This window comes from Micromonospora sp. NPDC050187 (assembly GCF_044459745.1).
In the GTDB taxonomy this organism is placed as follows: Bacteria; Actinomycetota; Actinomycetes; order Mycobacteriales; family Micromonosporaceae; genus Micromonospora.
The window spans coordinates 627194-644272 of the sequence record NZ_JBITJH010000001.1 but is presented as its reverse complement, the minus strand read 5'-3'; the positions used below and the strand labels follow the sequence as shown (position 1 = coordinate 644272).

Here is a 17079-nt window from a genome sequence, read left to right as displayed (position 1 = left end):
GCGGCGAGCTCGCGCAAGTATCCTTCAGTGTCGATGACACCGCCGAACGTGACGGGCCGCTCAGACCAGGCCGGTCTGGCGGAGCAGCTTCCACAGCCCCGCGCCGTCCGGGGCGGAGAGCCACTTCTGCCCCACCGGCCCGGACGACGACTCGTGCCCGGCCAGCGGCGCCGGGAGCGTACCGGCGAGCACCGACTGGGTCGGCGAGAGGCGGCGGATCGCCACGGCCGCCACGTTGCCCGGGTGGCCGGCGGCGAACTCCCGGTAGATCTCCTGGTCGTGTTGGCCGTCGTCGCCGACCAGCAGCCACTTGACGTCGGGGAACTCGGTTGCCAGCCGGGCCAGGGTGGCGCGCTTGTGCTCCCGCCCGCTGCGGAACCACCGGTCGTGGGTGGGACCCCAGTCGGTGAGCAGCAGCGGTCCGGCCGGGTAGAGGTGCCGGGAGAGGAACCGGGTCAACGTCGGCGCGACGTTCCACGCGCCGGTCGAGAGGTAGAAGACCGGCGCGCCGGGGTGTGCGGTGACCAGGCGTTCGTAGAGCACCGCCATGCCGGGCACCGCGTTGCGGGCGTGCTCGTCGAGGACGAAGGTGTTCCACGCGGCGAGCAGCGGTCGGGGCAGCGCGGTGACCATCACGGTGTCGTCGATGTCGGAGAGGATCCCGAACCGGACCTGTGGGTCGAGGATGCGCACCGGCGCCTCCACCGGCTCGGCGTCGGCCATGGTCAGCCGCACCGACCCCCACCCCGGGGGCAGGTCGGCCTTCACCACCGTGTTGACGAAGCCGCTGCGGTCGGCACACGCCTCGTGGCGGACTCCGCCGGCCTCGATCGTGACGGTCACCCGCTTCGCCGGCAGCGTGGTGAAGCTGCGCCAGCCGCGTACCTTCTCCAGCCGGCCCTTCTTGCGGTTGTCGGCCCGGCCGAGCAGCACCCGGCACATCACCCGCACCCAGCCCGGGGCGCCGTACCCGGTGTAGGCGATGATGTTGGTCTGCCAGCCGGTGCGACGCAGCCGGCGCTCCACCAGCCGGTGCACGGCGTCTTCGATCCGGGCGGCGCGGTGCAGGCTGGGTACGGCGAGCTGGCCGGCGGGAGGCGTGGACACGCTGACACCCTGCCACACCCGCCGTCAACCGGCCACGCGAGCGATCAACCGCGCCCCCACCTGCGCCGATCCGCCTCCCCCGCCCCGGCTCCCGTGAAACACTTTCCGTCGCAGGGCGGCGACGGGGGCGTTCGGCGATGGCGACAGGCGTACGACGGTGGGTTCCGGCGCTGGACCGGCCGGCCCTGGTCGCCCTCCTGCTCGGCACCGCCGGGGTGGTCTACCGGCTGGTGCTGACCCTGCACACCGTTCCCGCCGGCAACAGCGACGAGGCGACCTTCGGGCTGGTCGCACTGCACGTCGCGCAGGGACGCGCGCACCCGGTCTTCCTCTACGGGCAGCGGTACATGGGAGTGCTCGAGTCGTACCTCGCCGCACCCCTGGTCGCCGTGGCCGGGCCGTCCTGGGTGGCGCTGCGGCTGCCCCTGCTGGCGCTCTACGCCCTGTTCGTCTGGCTGATGTACCGGTTGACCCGCCGGGCCTTCTCGCCCTGGTTCGCGGTGCTGGTGGTCGGTCTGCTGGCGCTCGGCACGGAACGGGTGGTCCGGGACCAGATGACCGCAGTGGGTGGGCGGCCCGAGGTGAAGGTGGCGGTGGCGGCGATGCTGCTGGTCGCGGTCGGGCTCGCCGAGCGCACGGTCCGGCACCGCCGGCTGGCCGTGGGTCTGTTCGGGCTGCTGGCCGGGGTGGCCACCTGGTCGGACTGGCTGATCGTGCCGTACCTGGCGGTGGCCGGTCTGGCGCTGGTGTACGCGCTGCGCCGGGAGCTGTTCGGGTGGGCGGCGCTGCTGCTGGTGGCCGGTTTCGCCGTCGGGGTGTTCCCGATGCTCTGGGACAACCTCACCGCCCCACCGGGGCAGGGTTCGCTGTCGGTGTTCCGCCAGGTCGACGCGACCGGCGGTCCCCCCGGCCCGCTGGTCGGGCGGGTCGTCGGCGGGTTCACCGAGGGGGTGCCGCTGGCCAGCGGGCTCTGCCCGGCGGGGGGCTGCGCCCGCTGGCAGGAGTGGTTCGGGGTGCTCTACCCGGTGCTGCTCACGCTCGCCGCCGGGCTCGCGCTCGCCGCGCTGCGCCGCCGGGCCACCCACCCGGTCCGGCCGGTCGTGTGGCTCGCCCTGGTCGCCGGGGCGGCGTTGACCCTCGTCGGGTACGTGCGCAGCCCGCTGGCCGCCGCCGACCCGCTGTCCAGCGCCCGGTACCTGTCGGTGCTCCAACTGTCGCTGCCGGCGGTGCTCTGGCCGCTGTGGGTGGCGGCGGTGGCCTGCTGGCGGGGCACGGCGGGGGCGGCCGGGCGGCTCGCCGGGGCCACCGCCACCGCCGTACTGGCCGCGCTGACCGCCACCGCGCTGGTGGCGACCGGCCTGTTCGCCGTCGGCACCGCCGGCATCCGCGCCGAGGAACGCCAGGCCCGCCGGATCGCCGAGGTGCTGCGCGCCACCGGCCCCCGCCACGTGTACGGCGACTACTGGACCTGCCACCGGCTGACCTTCACCACCGCCGAGGAGGTGCTCTGCGCGGTGCTCGACGACCGGCTGCACCCGGGGCAGAACCGCTACCCGGCGTACTGGCGGGCGGTGGCGCGCGCCGAGCGGCCCGGGTACGTGCTGCGGGCCGGCTCGGCGGCCGAGCGACGGCTGACCGAACTGCTCGCCGGGGACGACATCCCGGCCACGGTCACCGAGGTCGGCGACTACCGGGTGTACCACCCCACCACCGCCGTCCGCCCCTGGCGGTGAGCGCCCAGATAGGCTCGCCCGGCCAGCGTCCCACCGGCCCGTGAGGGGTGCCTCCCGATGCTCATCCTGTTGCCGCCCTCCGAGCGCAAGGCCGACGTCCGCGCCGGGCGGCGGCTCGACCTGACCCGCCTCAGCCTGCCCGAGCTGAACCCGGCCCGGGAACGGGTGCTGGACGCGCTGGTCGCCGTCGCCACCACGCCGGACAACGACGTCGTGCGGGAGGTGGTGCTCACCAGCGCCCAGCGGGAGGACATCGCCCGGAACGCGCGGCTGCGCCGGGCCGCCACCGCCCCGGCTGCGTCGCTCTACACCGGGGTGCTCTACGAGGCGCTGGACCTGGCCACGCTCCCCGCGCCGGCCCTGCGGGCGGCCCGCCGGCAGGTGCTGGTCGCCTCCGGGCTCTGGGGCGCGGTACGCCTCACCGACCGCATCCCGCCGTACCGCTGCCCGATGCCGCTGACCCTGCCCGGCCCGGGGGCGCTGGGCGCGTACTGGAAGCGGGCGCTGGCACCGGTGATGGAGTCGGCGGCGGCCGACGGCCCGGTCCTCGACCTGCGCTCCGCCGCGTACGCCGCCACCTGGACGCCCCGGGGCGAGGTGGCCGGGCGGACGGTGACCGTGCGGGTGCTGCACGAGCGGGAGGTCGACGGGGTGGTGACCCGTTCCGTGGTCAGCCACTTCAACAAGGCGACCAAGGGCCGGCTGGTCCGTGACCTGCTCACCGCCGGGATCCGCCCGCGTGGCGCGGACGAGTTGGTGACCGCCCTGCGCGACCTGAAGTACACGGTGCTGGAGGAGGAGCCCGTCGCGCCCGGCCGGCCACGCCGCGTCGACGTGGTGGTCACCCGGCTCTGACCGGCGACGCCCCGCGACCCGGACGGGTCGCCGGTGGGTGCGTCCGGGGGCACGGCAACGCAAATTTTGCTCAAGGCTTGCGCCGATCGGTACCGCGCGGGCCCCGCACCGTCCACGGTAGGGATACCCCGACGAGTGGAGGAGCGGTCCCCGATGGAAACCACCCTGCTCGACCGGCCCCGGACCACGGCGCACCCACCGCCGTTGGACTGGCCGACCGTGGCCGACGCCTTCGAGGTCGCCTGCCTGCTGCGCTGCATGCCCCTGCCGGCGGGTCCCCGAGGCCGGCATGCCGGTGAGCCGTACCGGAGCACTGTCGAGTTCAACCGCGAGGACGCGGCGCTGCGCATGCGGCAGTTGCTCGGCCGGCTCGGCGTCCCGGTCGAGCACGAGATCACCGTCGGCGGGTTGCGCCGCCGCTTCGAGCTGCACCGGCTGCGGGTGCCCGCGTCGGGTCGGGCCGCGTACACGACGCTGCTGGACAGCGGGTGGCGGCAGGGCCGGCGGGAACTGCTCGGCGGCCCGGTGCCCGGCGCGTCGGCGGCCCGGCGGGTGTGGCGATCCCGACTGGCCGCCGCCGCCTGGCGGTCCGCCCTGCTGGCCGGTGGTCGGCACGTCCGCCGGCACATCCTCGGGGTCCGCCTCACCGACCGGGAACTGGCCGCCGTCCTGGTCCGGGGCGCCGCCCTGCTGGAGGTTCCGGCCACGCTCCGCCCGGGAGCCGGCTGCTTCGTGGTGAGCGTCGCCGACGGGGCGGACCGCAACCGGATCCTGGAGAGCGCCAGCCTGAACCCCGCCCCGCCGGTGCCGCCCACGGAGGCGTCCTAGCACTGCGACGGCAGTGCGACGGCAGTGCGAGGCCTACGTCCCGGGCCGCGTGGTGGTCGCTCCTAGCGCCCCTTGCCGGGGGCCTTGTGGAAGGTGACGATCCGCCAGGTCTTGTCGGTTCGCGCCATGTCCTGCCGCAGACCTGGCCTGGGTAGCCAGCTCGTCGGGCGTGTAGCGCTCGGTGTTGAGGACGGCGAAGTGGGCGTCGCCGTAGTCGAAGGACCAGACGTTGAGGGAGGAGTCGGTCGGATCAGCGGCGGTGATCGCGAACTCGATGGGTGAGGAGAAACTGGTGAAGTCTCGTAGACCCCGTTGACCAGAGTCGGCGGCTTCCCTGCGGCTTCGGGCCATGGGCGGGCCCGTGAACGGCGGCGGGTTGCCAACCGGGGGTGTCCCAGCGCAGAGTGCTGCCTGTGAACGGCGTGCGCTCCACCTCCGGCCGCCGACGGGCCGCTGCCCTCGCGCTGCTGGCCGTGCTGGTCGGGGCGGCCGTGCCGGCGTTGGCCGCCTGCCGCGACGAGCCGGTCGAGCCGGTCCGCATCCGGATCGCCACCGGCAGCCCCACCGCGGTCTACCACGCCTTCGGCGAGTCGCTGGCGACCATCCTGAACCGGGAACTGCCCGGGGTGCGGGCCAGCGTGGTGGTGACCGCCGCGTCGGCGGAGAACGTCCATCTGGTCGCGACGGGCTCGGCGGAGCTCGGCTTCACCCAGGCCGACGTCCTCTCCGGGGCCCCGAACGCCCATCCCGGCGTGGTGGCGGTGGCCCGGGTCTACGACGACCTGCTGCACCTGGTCACCACCGCCGGCTCGCCGGTCCGGACGCTGGCGGACCTGCGCGGCCGGCAGGTGTCGGTGGGTGCCCCCGGCTCGGGCACCGGGATCACCGCCGGCCGGCTGCTCGACGTGGCGGGGCTGGACGACGGCGTGGTGCGGCGGGAGCGGTTCGGCCTGGACGACTCGGTGTCCGCCCTGCGTGAGGGGCGGATCGACGCATTCTTCTTCTCCGGCGGCCTGCCGGTGCGGGCGATCGAGCAGCTCGCCGGCAGTACCGGGATCCGCCTGGTCGACCTGGGCGAGTGGACCGAGCCGTTGCGCCGCAGCCACCGCGAGGTCTACGTCTCCCGGGACATCCCCAGTTCGGCGTACGGCGCGGAACCGGTGACCACCGTGGCGAACCCGAACTACCTGGTGGTCGGGGCGGACGTGCCGGAGTCGCTGGTGCGGGAGGTGACCCGGCTGCTGATGGAACGCCGGGAGGAGTTGGCCGCCGCGCATCCGGCCGCCGGCCGGATGAGTGCCCGCTCGGCCATCGCGACCGTTCCGCTGCCCCTGCATCCGGGTGCGGCCGCCTGGTACCGCGCGAACAAGCCCTGACCCGATCGGCGCGACAGCGCCCAGCCGGACCTGGGAGGACAGCCCGGCCCGGTGCGTGACGGGCTCGGGACGCGACCGGTTCAGGGCACAGGCGACGCCCGGTCCGGCCGGTCCCCGACGTCCGGCGGGCCGGTCCCGCTCGGCGGGCCGTCGCCGCTCGCGGGCTCGGCCCCGATCGCGGGCTCGTCGCCGAGCGCGGGCTCGTCGCCGAGCGGCGGACCGTCGGCAGCCGGCGCGGCGGGGAACCACAGTTCCGCGACCAGGCCCCGGGGCTCGCCCCGACGCATGGTGAGATGCCCACCGCAGGCGTCCACCAGCACGGCCACGATGGTCAGCCCCAGCCCGGCCCCCTCGACGTTCTGCGCGTCCGGGGCCCGCCAGAACCGTTCGGTCGCCTGTTCGAGCTGGCTGTCGGTCATCCCCGGACCGGTGTCGGCGACCACCACGGTCACCCCGTCCCCGGCCGGCTCGACGCCCACCGTCACCGCGCCGCCGGGACCGCTGAACTTCACCGCGTTGTCGATCAACGCGTCCAGGGCCTGGTCGATGGCGGTGGGCACGGTCCGGGCGTACCGGGGACCGGCAGCGGCGGTCAGGCGCAGCGTGACCGCCCGGCGGCGGGCCAGCGGCTCCCACGCGGTCACCCGGGACGCGGCCACCGCCACCGCGTCGACGGTGACCAGGCGGTTCTCCTCCCGTTCCGCCCGAGCCAGGGTGAGCAGCGCGTCGAGCACCTGGGCCAGCCGGTCGGTCTCCTCCAGGGCCAGCTGGTGCTCGGCCCGCCCCTCCGGGTCGGTCAGGTTCGGCCCCAGTTCCTCGACCCGCAGCCGCAGCGCGGTGAGCGGATTGCGGAGCTGGTGGCTGGCGTGCGCGACGAAGGCCCGCTGGCGGTCCATCACGTCGGAGACCACGTCGGCCATGTGGTTGAAACCGGCGGCGAGACGACGCAGCTCCGGCGGGCCGAGCCGGTGCTGCACCCGCGCGCTGCGATCCCCCTCGGCGATCTCGTGGGTCACCGCGTCCAGCTCGATCACCGGGCGTAGCACCCAGCCGGCCAGTCCGAACGCGGTCAGCACGCAGGCCAGCACGGCGAGCAGCCCGATCACCGCGAGCGCCAGCCACCAGGTGGTGACCGCGCGGCGTACCGCGTCGACCGGGCTGGTGGTGACCACCGCGCCCAGCACCTCGCCGCCGTCGTTGATCGGCACCGCCACCACGAGCGGCCCGTCCACCCAGGGCCAGACCGACTCGGTGCCGGTGAACTGCTGCCCGGAGAGCGCGACCCGCAACGCCAGCTCGGTGGCCGGCGACGACCGGTAGCCGGCGGAGACCGCCACCGTCCGCAGTTCCCGGTCGACCACGGCCGCGTCGATGTCGTACAGCTTCTCGTAGCTGGCGAGTTCACCGTCGAGCTGCCCGGTGCCGCCGCCCCGCAGGGCCGGACCGGCGAGCGAGGCGAAGCGGGTGGCGTCGGCGAGCCGGTCCGCGCGGACCCGGTCGGTCTCCCGGTTGGCCAGGGTCACCGCGAGCGGGGTCTCCAACGCCACCAGCACCAGCGCCATCAGCAGCAGGTAGCTGATGACCAGCCGACGACGCACCGGGACCTCACTCGCCCCGGAGCCGGTAGCCGACCCCGCGGACGGTCTCCACCAGGCGCGAGTCGCCCAGCTTGCTCCGCAACGACCCGACGTGCACCTCGACGGTGTGCCGGTCGGCCCAGGTGGTGCCCCAGACGTCGAGCAGGATCCGCTCGCGCGGCACCACCGTGCCGGGCTGCCGGGCCAGCGAGACGAGGATGTCGAACTCCTTGCGGGTCAGGGTGACCGGCCGGTCCTCGACGGTGACCGTACGGGCGGCCACGTCGATCCGGAGCCCACCGGCGGTGATCCGGTCCGGTTCCGGAGCGGCCCGAGCGGCCCGGCGCAGCACCGCCTCGATGCGCGCCTGCAACTCGACCATCGAGAAGGGCTTCACCACGTAGTCGTCCGCGCCGAGGCGGAGCCCGAGCACCCGGTCCCGCTCCTCACCCCGGGCGGTGACCGCGATGATGCCGATCTGCGCGCTGCGTCGCCGTAGTTCCCGGCACAGTTCGGTGCCGTCCCCGTCCGGCAGGGTCAGGTCGAGCAGCACCAGGTCGCACGGCGCGGCGGCCAATGCCGCCGCCACGGTCGCGGCGTGCTCGACCTGGTAACCCCGCCGACTCAACGCCGACGACAGGGCCGCCGCCACCCGGCAGTCGTCCTCCACCAGCAGGACCCGCACCCGCACCCCCTAACCGTTGAGCCCCCGGTCAGCGAATGGTGCCAGACGGGCTGGCCCCGCGACACCCCGACCGGGACAGCGCCGGACACCCGCGTGCCGGTGGGACACCCCGCGCGGACGGCCGTTCGGCGGGTGACCGTCCGGAGCGGGCGGGATCGCCGGTTATGCTTCCCGCTGCCGTGATGCTCCCCGGCGGCGCGCCGGGACCACGGTGACCGAGCACGTGCGACGGTGCCGGGCGGTTCCCTCCCGCCGGTCGCCGGCCGTGCGCCACACCGGCGCGGACGCGCCCTGCGAACTGTGAGTGGAGCCCATGAGCCAAGGAACCGACCAGGTCTTCGTACACCCGACCGCCGACGTCGAGGAGGGCGCACAGATCGGCGACGGCACGAAGGTCTGGCACCTGGCGCACGTCCGGTCCACCGCGCGGATCGGTGGCGGCTGCGTGATCGGCCGCAACGTCTACGTCGACAGCAACGTGGTGATCGGGGACCTCTGCAAGGTCCAGAACAACGTCTCCGTGTACCAGGGCGTGACCCTGGAGGACGAGGTCTTCGTCGGCCCGTGTGCCGTCTTCACCAACGACTTCCGGCCCCGGGCGCAGAACCCGGACTGGGAGATCACCCCGACCCTGGTACGCCGGGGCGCGTCGATCGGCGCGAACGCCACTCTGGTCTGCGGGATCGAGGTCGGTTCGTACGCGATGATCGCCGCCGGTTCGGTGGTGACCCGGGACGTCGCTCCGTACCAGCTGGTCGCCGGCAACCCGGCCCGGCCCAAGGGCTGGGTGAACGAGAAGGGCGAGGTGGTCTCCCGGGACCCGGCCAACCCGCCGGCCCGCGCCTGAGGTGGTAGGAGGGGTCCCCTGTTACCGCTCTTTGTCGTGCAGGGGACCCCTCCTACCACCCGACGAGCGTGGCGTCGTCAGCGTGGCTGGCGTGGGGCGTCGCGGGGCGGAGAATCCGGTGCGGGTTCAGCCGCCGATGACGACGCGCCGGACGTCGGCCCAGCGGGCCGGGTCGGTCACCCGCCGGCCGTCGACCAGTACCCGCACCTCGGGCAGGTCGGTGGCGGCCAGCGAACGGTACTCGGCGTGGTCGGCCTGCACGACGGCGGCGGTGACCCGCTCCCCGGAGTACGGGGGCAGACCGAGCGCGGTCAGCTCCTCGGCGGTGTACATCGGGTCCGAGACGTACGGCCGGGCGCCCCGGGCACGCAGCGCCTCCACCGTCGGGAAGACCCCGGAGAAGGCGGTCTCCTTGACCCCGCCCCGGTAGGCGGCGCCGAGCACCAGCACCTCCGCGCCGGTGAGGTCGCCGTACGCGGCGGCGAGCAGGTCGACGGCGTAGTCCGGCATCGCCGCGTTGGCCTCGCGGGCGGAGCGGACCACGGTGGCGGCCGGGTCGTTCCACAGGTACATCCGCGGGTAGATCGGGATGCAGTGCCCGCCGACGGCGATGCCCGGGGAGTGGATGTGGCTGTACGGCTGGGTGTTGCAGGCTTCGATGACCTTGGTGACGTCCACGCCGACGGTGTCGGCGAACCGGGCGAACTGGTTCGCCAGGCCGATGTTGACGTCCCGGTAGGTGGTCTCGGCGAGCTTGGCCAGCTCGGAAGCCTCGGCCGAGCCGAGATCCCACACGCCGTTCGGCTGGCCCAGGTCGGGGCGCTCGTCGAAGTCCAGCACCGCCTCGTAGAAGCGGACGCCGTGCACGGCGGACGCCTCGTCGATGCCACCCACCAGCTTCGGGTAACGGCGCAGGTCGGCGAAGACCCGGCCGGTGAGCACCCGCTCGGGGCTGAACACCAGGTGGAAGTCCTTGCCGGCGGTGAGCCCGGAGCCCTGCTCCAGCATGGGCGCCCAACGGTTGCGGGTGGTGCCGACCGGCAGGGTGGTCTCGTAGCTGACCAGGGTGCCCGGCTTCAGGCCGGCGGCGATGGCCCGGGTCGCGTCGTCCATCCAGCCGAAGTCCGGCACGCCCTCGGCGTCCACGAACAGCGGCACGACCACGACGACGGCCTCGCTGTCGGCCACTGCGGCGGCGGTGTCGGTGGTGGCCGAGAGAAGCCCGGCGGCGACCACCTCCTTGAGCTTGACGTCCAGGTCGGTTTCCCCGGGGAACGGCACCGCACCGTCGTTGACCAGGTTGACCACCCGCTCGGAGACGTCGGCACCGACGACGCGGTGCCCCTTCGTCGCGAACTGCACGGCCAGCGGCAGTCCGATCTTTCCGAGGGCGACGACGCAGATGTTCATGTCTACTACTTTCCTCCTAGTGGGAGCCTGCGCCGCAGGCGGGCCATCACCCGGCGTGGCGTCACAGGTGCTACGGAGACGATCAGTTGACCCTTGTGGTTGATGGTGGCGGTGAGGACGTGCAGCCGCGTGCCCCGGCGGACCACCACACGCTGGGGCACCGCCCGACGGGGACCACGCAGGGGGGCCGTCCCGGTCGTACCGAACGCGTCGATCCGCGCCTGGATGAGTCGAAGCTTACCGCCGGGGGCCAGATCGGTGAGGAGACCGGCCAACAGGATGCGCGCCCGGATGGTGGTGCCGGTGATGTCCGGGATCAGTTCGGTGGTCTCCGCCGGCACCTCGCCCGCCACGATCTTCAACGCGGAGGCCAGGTGCGGCAGGTCGGGGCGGGGACTGCGGGCGGTCACCACGAGGGTGCGGCTGCCCTCGAAGGCGACCTGGACGGTGTCCAGCCGGGCGATCCAGTCCGCGGCGCTGCCGGTGATCTCGAACCAGTCGTCCGGGATGCCGAGGCGGGGGTCGCGGAAGCCGGGGTAGTCGGCGTACCAACGGTCGTTCTCCACCACCGCCGGCGGGTTGCCCTGGTCGGCGTCCTGGCGGATCACCGCGAGCAGGTCGTCCAGCTCGCCGTGCCAGGCCAGCGCGAGCCGGACCCGGGTCTCGATGCCGAGCTGGTCGCGGATCGTGTCGGTGAGGTACCGCTCGGCCAGCGACCGCACCCCGGCCTGGACGCTGGCCTGGGTGGGCCGGTCCAACGCCAGGAAGTCGTTCTCCAGCAGCCGGGCGACCTCCCACGCGAAGTGACGCAGCAGCACCGCGTCCCGCCGGGGGCCGGCCTCGATCAGCCCGCCCACGAAATCCATGATCGACTCGGCGCAGTGCAGGCGTTCCAGGTGCCGGCTCTTGTAGGTGATGTTGTGGGCGTTGAACCGGCGGACCGCGAAGTAGTAGTCGTAGTCGGCGAGCACGGAGACCCGTCGGGCCCGGTAGCACGCCTCGATGGTGAACGGCTGGTCGCTGCCGACCGGCATGTCCTCCGGGTAGCGCAGCTTGTGCCGCTCGATCAGGTCCCGCCGGAAGAGCTTGGTGTTCGACAGCGAGAACGGCAGCGCGGAGGTGAACAGGTCCACGTCCGACTGGGTCGACTCGAAGATCGCCTGGTGGATGTACCGGCTGTTCACCCCCACCATCCGGCCCAGCACCACGTCGGCGTCGTACCGGTCGCCGGCGGCGACCAGCCGCTCCAGCGCCTCCGGCCCGAGGTAGTCGTCGGAGCCGATGAAGAAGACGTACCGTCCGGTCGCCACGTCCAGCGCCCGGTTGCTCGGGCTCGCCGGGCCACCCGAGTTGGCCTGGTGGATCACCTTCACGGTGCCGGGGTACGACCGGGCGAACCGGTCCAGTTCCCGGCTGCTGCCGTCGGTGGAACCGTCGTCCACCGCGACGATCTCCAGCCGCTCCAGGCCGATGGACTGCTCCACCAGCGAGGTCAGGCAGCGGGTCAGGTAGGGCATGGTGTTGTAGACGGCGGTGATCACCGTGACGTCGGGGACGGTCACGTGGCGACCCCCACCGCCGGGCGTGCCGCCCCGGCCCGGTCGTCCGCTGTCTCCGGTGGGTCCGTGGCCGCTGTCGGTCCGGCCTGTCCGGGCACGAGTCGGCGGTACACCCCGTCCAGCACCTCCGCCTGCGCCTCCCAGGTCCAGCTCTCGAGCAGCCCCGGCCGGTCGTACGCGGCGCGGTAGCGCTCCGGGTCGCCGAGCACGGTGGTGACGGCCCGGACGAAGTCGGTGACGTCCTCCGCGCGGAACACCTCGCCCTGGCCGGTGGAGCGGACCGTGTCGGCCATCGTCCGCACGTCGCTGACCACCAGCGGCAGCCGGGCGTGCGAGTACTCGAAGAACTTGGTGATCAACGCGATCTCGTGGTTGGGCCAGTGGTGGATCGGGATCACCCCGACGTCGGCCCCGGAGAGGAAGGGCACCACCTGCCAGTGCGCCACGTACGGCAGGACGTGCAGCCGGGCCGCGACGCCGAGCGCCTCCGCCCGGTCCCGCAGCCCGCGCACGTACTCCGAGTCCGGCTTGTTGACCACGAGGGCGACGTGCGCCGCCGGCAGGTGCGGCAGCGCCTCCACCAGGACGGCCAGCCCGCGCTTCTGGGCGGCGACGCCGCTGTAGACCAGCAACGGCACGTCGGGGCCGATCCCGCAGGAGGCCCGGATGTCCGGCACCGGCCCGTCCCCGGTGGCCATCTCACCCAGCGCCGGGGCGTTCAGCACCACCGCCGGGCGCTCCGCCAGCCCGTGCTCGGCCTGGAGCATCTCGGCCAACGCGGCGGAGACGGTCATCGCCGCGTCGGCGTACGGGACGTACTCCCGCTCGTGGGCGACGTTGCCGGGCAGCCAGCGGGCATTGTCCCGCCACGGCTGCACACCCGGCAGGTACTCGTGGGCGTCCCAGACCAGGGCGACGCGCCGGCCCTGGGCCGCGGCCCGCACCTTGGCGCGCGCACCGACGCCGATCATCCGGAAGTCGTTGGCGTGGATCAGGTCCGGAGCGAGTTCGTCCACGACCGGGCCGAAGGCCAGCTCGTAGTCCCACAGCCCGGGCTCCAGCCGGCGCCAGGCCCGCACACCCAGCACCCGCTGCCAGAACAGCGTGTAGGCCCGGTCCCACGGACTGGTCAGCCGGCGTCCCCGGCGGGCCCGGGTGAGTTCCCGTCGCCGGCCGGAGACCCAGAGCCGCAGCAGTCCGGCGGTGAGTTCCTGCGCCCGTAGCGTCCGCCACTGCCACGGGGTCGGGCGACCGGCGCCACCGGCCCGCGCGGCCAGGGTGAGGGCGGCGCGGCGCACCTTCAGGTCGGCCTGCCAGGCGCGGATGGCGTGGGCGCGGTGGGCACCGATGCCGGTCGGCGGGTACGCCAGCGGAGCGCGCAGCCAGGCCCGCCGGAACTCGTGCCGGCGGGTCGCCAGCGGGTCGGGCATGGGCAGCAGCCGTACCTCGGCCCGCCCGATCGTCCAGGTTTCGGGCTTGCCGTACGGTGCCCGCCCCAGCAGGACGACCTCCCACCCGGCCTCGGACGCGGAACGAGCGGCCTTCTGCACCCGCGAGTCGCCGTGCACGCCGTTGTCGACCAGCATGACGACCCGCCTCCGCGTACCGGTCACCGCAGCCGTGCCGTCAGATCCCATTACCGCCTGTCTCCGTCCGCCCATACCGGTCCCTAGAGGATCCCGGCGAGTCTACGGTAAGCCGGTTCCCGCGCCCCGGCGCGCACCGGTGCGTTCCCCGTGCGGACGGAGCCCGTTGCTACGCTGACGCGTGTCTCACCGGCGGTGGGCGCGCCCACCCGGCGACCCCCGGCGGATCGGACATCTCCGTCATCATCAGAGCGACCAGCGGCGTCCCGCCGTCCGCTCACCGCGAACGGGATCAGACATGGACGTGGTGACCCACAACGAGCACGGCTGGTCCCGGACGGAACCGGCCACCGCGTCGGACACCGCCGGGCCGGACACCGGTCGCGCCAGCGTGGCGCGGCGGCTCGGTGCCGCCTTCCGGTACGCCCTGCCGGCCCTGGTCGGATACGCGGCGGTGCGTCTGGTGGCGTTCGTGACCCTGTACGTGTGGGCGCGCAACACCGGCCGCCGCCCCTTCGCGCTGCTCGCCGAGTTCGACGGAGACTGGTATCTGGGCATCGCCCGCGACGGCTACGACGCGGTCGAGGCGCTGCGCAGCAACATGGCGTTCTTCCCGCTCTATCCCGGCCTGACCGCTGCGGTCGAGGCGGTGTCGCCGTTGCAGCACCGCAACTCGGCGCTGCTCGTCGGCTGGCTGGCGGCCGGTGCCGCCGCCTGGGGGCTGTTCGCCGTCGGCGACCACCTGCACGGGCGGCGGGTCGGTGTGGTCCTCGCCGTGCTCTGGGGCGTGCTGCCGCACTCCCTGGTCCAGATGATGACCTACAGCGAGGCCCTGTTCACCGCCCTGGCGGCCTGGTCGCTGTACGCGCTGCTGCGCGGGCACTGGCTGACCGCCGGGTTGCTGTGCCTGCTCGCCGGCCTGACCCGGCCGACCGGCACCGCGCTGATCGCCGTGGTCGGCCTGGCCGCGTTGATCGCCGTGGTACGCCGGCAGGACGGCTGGCGGCCGTGGGCGGCGATGGCGCTGGCACCGCTGGGGTGGCTCGGCTACCTCGCCTGGGTGGGCTGGCGCACCGGCCGGATCGACGGCTGGTTCCACATCCAGGGTGCCGGCTGGGGTTCCCGCTTCGACTTCGGGGTCAACACCTACGAACGGGGCCAGCAGGTCCTGGCCCACGCCTCGGCGCTGGAGTTCGCCGTGGTGTCGCTGGTGGGCCTGTTGGCGGTCATGTTCTTCGTGCTGTCGGTGATCGACCGGCAGCCCTGGCAACTGTTGCTCTACAGCGGCCTGCTGCTGGTGACCACGCTGGGCGCCGCCGGTTACTACCACTCGAAGGCCCGGTTCCTGCTGCCCGCGTTCCCGCTGCTGCTGCCGGCCGCCGTCGCCCTGGCGCGGGCGGGACGGGCGCGGGCGGTGACCGTCCTCACCACGCTCGCGGTCATCTCCGCCTACTTCGGCGGCTACCTGCTCCTGATCTGGAAGTTCTCGCCGTGACCCGCGTCCGGTGGGGCCGCGCCGGCCCCACCGGACGCGAGGGCATTCCCGCGCCGGACCGGGCACGGCACCGCCAACACCACCACCAGCAACACCAACCGCACCGGCCGACGCCCGGCGGCGGGGTGCCGGGAGCGGCACCCCGCCGGGTGGTTCAGCGGGTGTACGGACGCACGTCCCAGAGCCACACGTCGTCGACCTGGCGACCGGGGCCGTACAGCGCGTCGAGCACCGTCCGCAGCTCCGCCTGCCGGCCGTACCGGACCGGCAGCGCGAGGGCGTCGGCCTTCCAGTGTCGGACGTCGGCGAGCGCCTGCTCCCGCTCGGCGGAGCTGACCTCGGTGCCCCGCTCCCCCTTCGACACGGCGAGGAGCAGCGTCGAGGTCGGCTGTGGCGCGACCCCCCACCGTCCGGTGGAGTCGTCGTCCGACACCGGGCCGAGGAAGTAGCCCTGGGGCACCGCGAAGCCGACGAGTCCCGCCGAACTCCAGTACAGCGACCGCATGTCCGCCAGCGGTACGGGCACCAGCGTCCGCCCCGGCGCGACGTGCTCGCGCCAGGCGCCGGAGGTGACGAAGTCCGGCACCGGCTCGCGGCCCCGGACGGCGAGCGGGGTGGGCGCGACGGGCAGCAGCACGGCGGCCACCGCGACGGCGGCCAGCCCGGTGAGCACCCGGCCGGCGGGCCCCTGACCGGCGGCGACCGTGCTGATCCGGTCCCCGGCGACCGCCAGCAGCACTCCGGCGACCGCTGTGGTGATCAACGCGAACCGGGCCACCACCACCGAGTCGAAGATCGGCAGGTCCTGGAACAGCCAGAACGGTGCCGGCACCTCGGTCCGCCGGGTGCCCCAGGTCCAGGTGGTGCCGATCGACAGCACCGCGAAGGCGATCCCGGTGATGGCGAGGACCTGCACGAGCAGTTCGCGGCGCAGCCACAGCACGATCCCGGCGAACAGCACGAGCAGCGGCCAGCCGTAGAAGCTGGCCTGTTCGGTGGTGTTGGCCACCAGGCCGCGGGCGCTGGTCGGGCTGCCGGCGAGCGACTCGGTGGCGTACGCGGCGAACGAGCCCAGCTTGAGGGCGTAGGCGTCCGGCGTGCCCGGGTGGCCGACCCGGTGCTGGGGGCCGGCGAACTGCATCCAGAGCGGGTACGCGCTGACGACGAGCACCACCACGCCGGTGACGGCGAGTCCGCCGAGCAGCGGCTTCGCCCGGCGCAGCGCCTCCCGGGGCCGGACGACGAGCAGTGCGACGACGCCCATCGCGCAGCCGAGGGCGGCCAGGAAGAGGATCTCCAGACCGACGAAGAACTGCGCCGAGACCAGGGCGCCGAGGATCAGCCCGTCCCGGAGCACCGCACCGCCCCGGGAGAGCTTCACGACCCGCCAGACGATGAACGGCACCAGCCACTGGGCGGTGATGTGCGGGTGCCCGTTGCTGTGCGAGATCAGCGCGGGGGCGAAGGCACAGAACAGGCCGCCGGTGAAGGCCGCCGCGCGGGACCCGACCACGTGCCGGGACAGCACGTGGTACCAGGCGTACGCGGTGCCGGCGAGGTTCGCGGTGATGAAGAAGAGATACGAGAACGACGCGCCGAAGAGCAGTGTCAGCGGGCTGAGCAGGAGACCCGGCAGCTGCATCCCGACGTTGGTCATCAGGTTGACCCCGTCCGGGGCGTTCTGCAGCGTGGTGAAGAACGGGTTCTCCAGGTGCGTCACGGCGTGTGCCGCGTACGCCAGCATCCACTCGTTGAAGCCCTGGTCGTTGGGCCGGGTGCCGAGCAGCCGCCCGGCCGGGTCCAGCCAGCCCCGCCCGGTGACGAAGACCGCGCCGACGACGTAGACCAGCGCGACCAGCAGGTCCACCGGCACCCGTCGCCGGGGCGCCGTCCCGGCCCCGGGGTCCGCCGTCGGGGACGGCGCGGGCTCCGGGGCTTCAGGTGGCGCGTCGGCCGTGGGGGCGTCGTCCGTGGGGTCCTCGCGGGCGCTCAGCGCACCCGGCCGGGAGGCAGTCATGAGC

General features: G+C 73.8%; 13 protein-coding genes. 6 read left to right on the top strand and 7 right to left on the bottom strand.

From position 1 onward, the window contains the following. Positions 1 to 60: 60 nt before the first annotated feature. Positions 61 to 1107, bottom strand: coding sequence for an App1 family protein (locus ACIBJE_RS03115; protein WP_396742154.1), 1047 nt, complete (start codon positions 1105 to 1107; stop codon positions 61 to 63). Between the two features lie 137 nt (positions 1108 to 1244). Between ACIBJE_RS03115 and ACIBJE_RS03110 the strand changes: the two genes are divergently transcribed. The 4 genes from ACIBJE_RS03110 (at position 1245) to ACIBJE_RS03095 (ending at position 5899) form a co-directional block, all read left to right on the top strand. Further along, positions 1245 to 2840 carry an ArnT family glycosyltransferase gene (locus ACIBJE_RS03110; RefSeq protein ID WP_396742152.1) on the top strand — a complete coding sequence of 532 codons (1596 nt, stop codon included), beginning with the start codon at positions 1245 to 1247 and terminating at the stop codon, positions 2838 to 2840. 57 nt (positions 2841 to 2897) lie between these two features. After that, positions 2898 to 3695 carry a peroxide stress protein YaaA gene (yaaA, locus tag ACIBJE_RS03105; RefSeq protein ID WP_396742150.1) on the top strand — a complete coding sequence of 266 codons (798 nt, stop codon included), beginning with the start codon at positions 2898 to 2900 and terminating at the stop codon, positions 3693 to 3695. Between the two features lie 153 nt (positions 3696 to 3848). After that, positions 3849 to 4523 carry a hypothetical protein gene (locus ACIBJE_RS03100; RefSeq protein ID WP_396742148.1) on the top strand — a complete coding sequence of 225 codons (675 nt, stop codon included), beginning with the start codon at positions 3849 to 3851 and terminating at the stop codon, positions 4521 to 4523. A 413-nt stretch (positions 4524 to 4936) separates the two neighbouring features. After that, the gene (locus ACIBJE_RS03095) at positions 4937 to 5899 is read left to right on the top strand and encodes a TAXI family TRAP transporter solute-binding subunit (protein WP_396742146.1); all 963 of its coding nucleotides are present in this window, start codon (positions 4937 to 4939) and stop codon (positions 5897 to 5899) included. A gap of 80 nt (positions 5900 to 5979) precedes the next feature. Here the strand turns inward: ACIBJE_RS03095 and ACIBJE_RS03090 are convergent, their stop codons facing one another. Both ACIBJE_RS03090 and ACIBJE_RS03085 read right to left on the bottom strand, forming a co-directional pair. Next, entirely contained in the window at positions 5980 to 7497 is a 1518-nt protein-coding gene (locus tag ACIBJE_RS03090) for an ATP-binding protein (RefSeq protein WP_396742144.1), read from the bottom strand. Between the two features lie 7 nt (positions 7498 to 7504). Beyond that, positions 7505 to 8161 carry a response regulator transcription factor gene (locus ACIBJE_RS03085; RefSeq protein WP_396742247.1) on the bottom strand — a complete coding sequence of 219 codons (657 nt, stop codon included), beginning with the start codon at positions 8159 to 8161 and terminating at the stop codon, positions 7505 to 7507. A 313-nt stretch (positions 8162 to 8474) separates the two neighbouring features. Between ACIBJE_RS03085 and ACIBJE_RS03080 the strand changes: the two genes are divergently transcribed. Next, on the top strand, positions 8475 to 9008 hold the full coding sequence (locus ACIBJE_RS03080) for an acyltransferase (RefSeq protein ID WP_396742142.1): 534 nt from the start codon (positions 8475 to 8477) through the stop codon (positions 9006 to 9008). Between the two features lie 126 nt (positions 9009 to 9134). Here the strand turns inward: ACIBJE_RS03080 and ACIBJE_RS03075 are convergent, their stop codons facing one another. From ACIBJE_RS03075 to ACIBJE_RS03065, 3 genes are read right to left on the bottom strand one after another with little or no spacing between them, the layout of a single operon-like run. Further along, on the bottom strand, positions 9135 to 10418 hold the full coding sequence (locus ACIBJE_RS03075; protein ID WP_396742140.1) for a nucleotide sugar dehydrogenase: 1284 nt from the start codon (positions 10416 to 10418) through the stop codon (positions 9135 to 9137). A 5-nt stretch (positions 10419 to 10423) separates the two neighbouring features. Continuing rightward, positions 10424 to 11980 carry a glycosyltransferase family 2 protein gene (locus ACIBJE_RS03070; protein WP_396742138.1) on the bottom strand — a complete coding sequence of 519 codons (1557 nt, stop codon included), beginning with the start codon at positions 11978 to 11980 and terminating at the stop codon, positions 10424 to 10426. Beyond that, complete coding sequence (locus ACIBJE_RS03065) at positions 11977 to 13563, bottom strand: glycosyltransferase family 4 protein (protein ID WP_396742137.1); 1587 nt, start codon at positions 13561 to 13563, stop codon at positions 11977 to 11979. Before ACIBJE_RS03065 ends, ACIBJE_RS03070 begins: the two co-directional genes overlap by 4 nt. A gap of 298 nt (positions 13564 to 13861) precedes the next feature. On the opposite strand from ACIBJE_RS03065, the gene ACIBJE_RS03060 reads away from it, so the two are divergent. Further along, positions 13862 to 15058: a hypothetical protein gene (locus ACIBJE_RS03060; RefSeq protein ID WP_396742135.1), complete on the top strand. Its 1197-nt coding sequence runs from the start codon at positions 13862 to 13864 to the stop codon at positions 15056 to 15058. Positions 15059 to 15212: 154 nt separating this feature from the next. On the opposite strand, the gene ACIBJE_RS03055 is transcribed toward ACIBJE_RS03060, so the two are convergent. Further along, a complete protein-coding gene (locus ACIBJE_RS03055; RefSeq protein ID WP_396742133.1) occupies positions 15213 to 17075 on the bottom strand; it encodes a hypothetical protein in 1863 nt (620 codons plus the stop codon). Between the last annotated feature and the right edge of the window lie 4 nt (positions 17076 to 17079).

Coding starts and splice junctions, on each gene's coding strand:
- ACIBJE_RS03110 (WP_396742152.1), top strand. CDS start 1,245: ATGGCGACAGGCGTACGACGGTGGGTTCCGGCGCTGGACCGGCCGGCC.
- yaaA (WP_396742150.1), top strand. CDS start 2,898: ATGCTCATCCTGTTGCCGCCCTCCGAGCGCAAGGCCGACGTCCGCGCC.
- ACIBJE_RS03100 (WP_396742148.1), top strand. CDS start 3,849: ATGGAAACCACCCTGCTCGACCGGCCCCGGACCACGGCGCACCCACCG.
- ACIBJE_RS03080 (WP_396742142.1), top strand. CDS start 8,475: ATGAGCCAAGGAACCGACCAGGTCTTCGTACACCCGACCGCCGACGTC.
- ACIBJE_RS03075 (WP_396742140.1), bottom strand. CDS start 10,418: ATGAACATCTGCGTCGTCGCCCTCGGAAAGATCGGACTGCCGCTGGCC.
- ACIBJE_RS03065 (WP_396742137.1), bottom strand. CDS start 13,563: ATGCTGGTCGACAACGGCGTGCACGGCGACTCGCGGGTGCAGAAGGCC.
- ACIBJE_RS03060 (WP_396742135.1), top strand. CDS start 13,862: ATGGACGTGGTGACCCACAACGAGCACGGCTGGTCCCGGACGGAACCG.
- ACIBJE_RS03055 (WP_396742133.1), bottom strand. CDS start 17,075: ATGACTGCCTCCCGGCCGGGTGCGCTGAGCGCCCGCGAGGACCCCACG.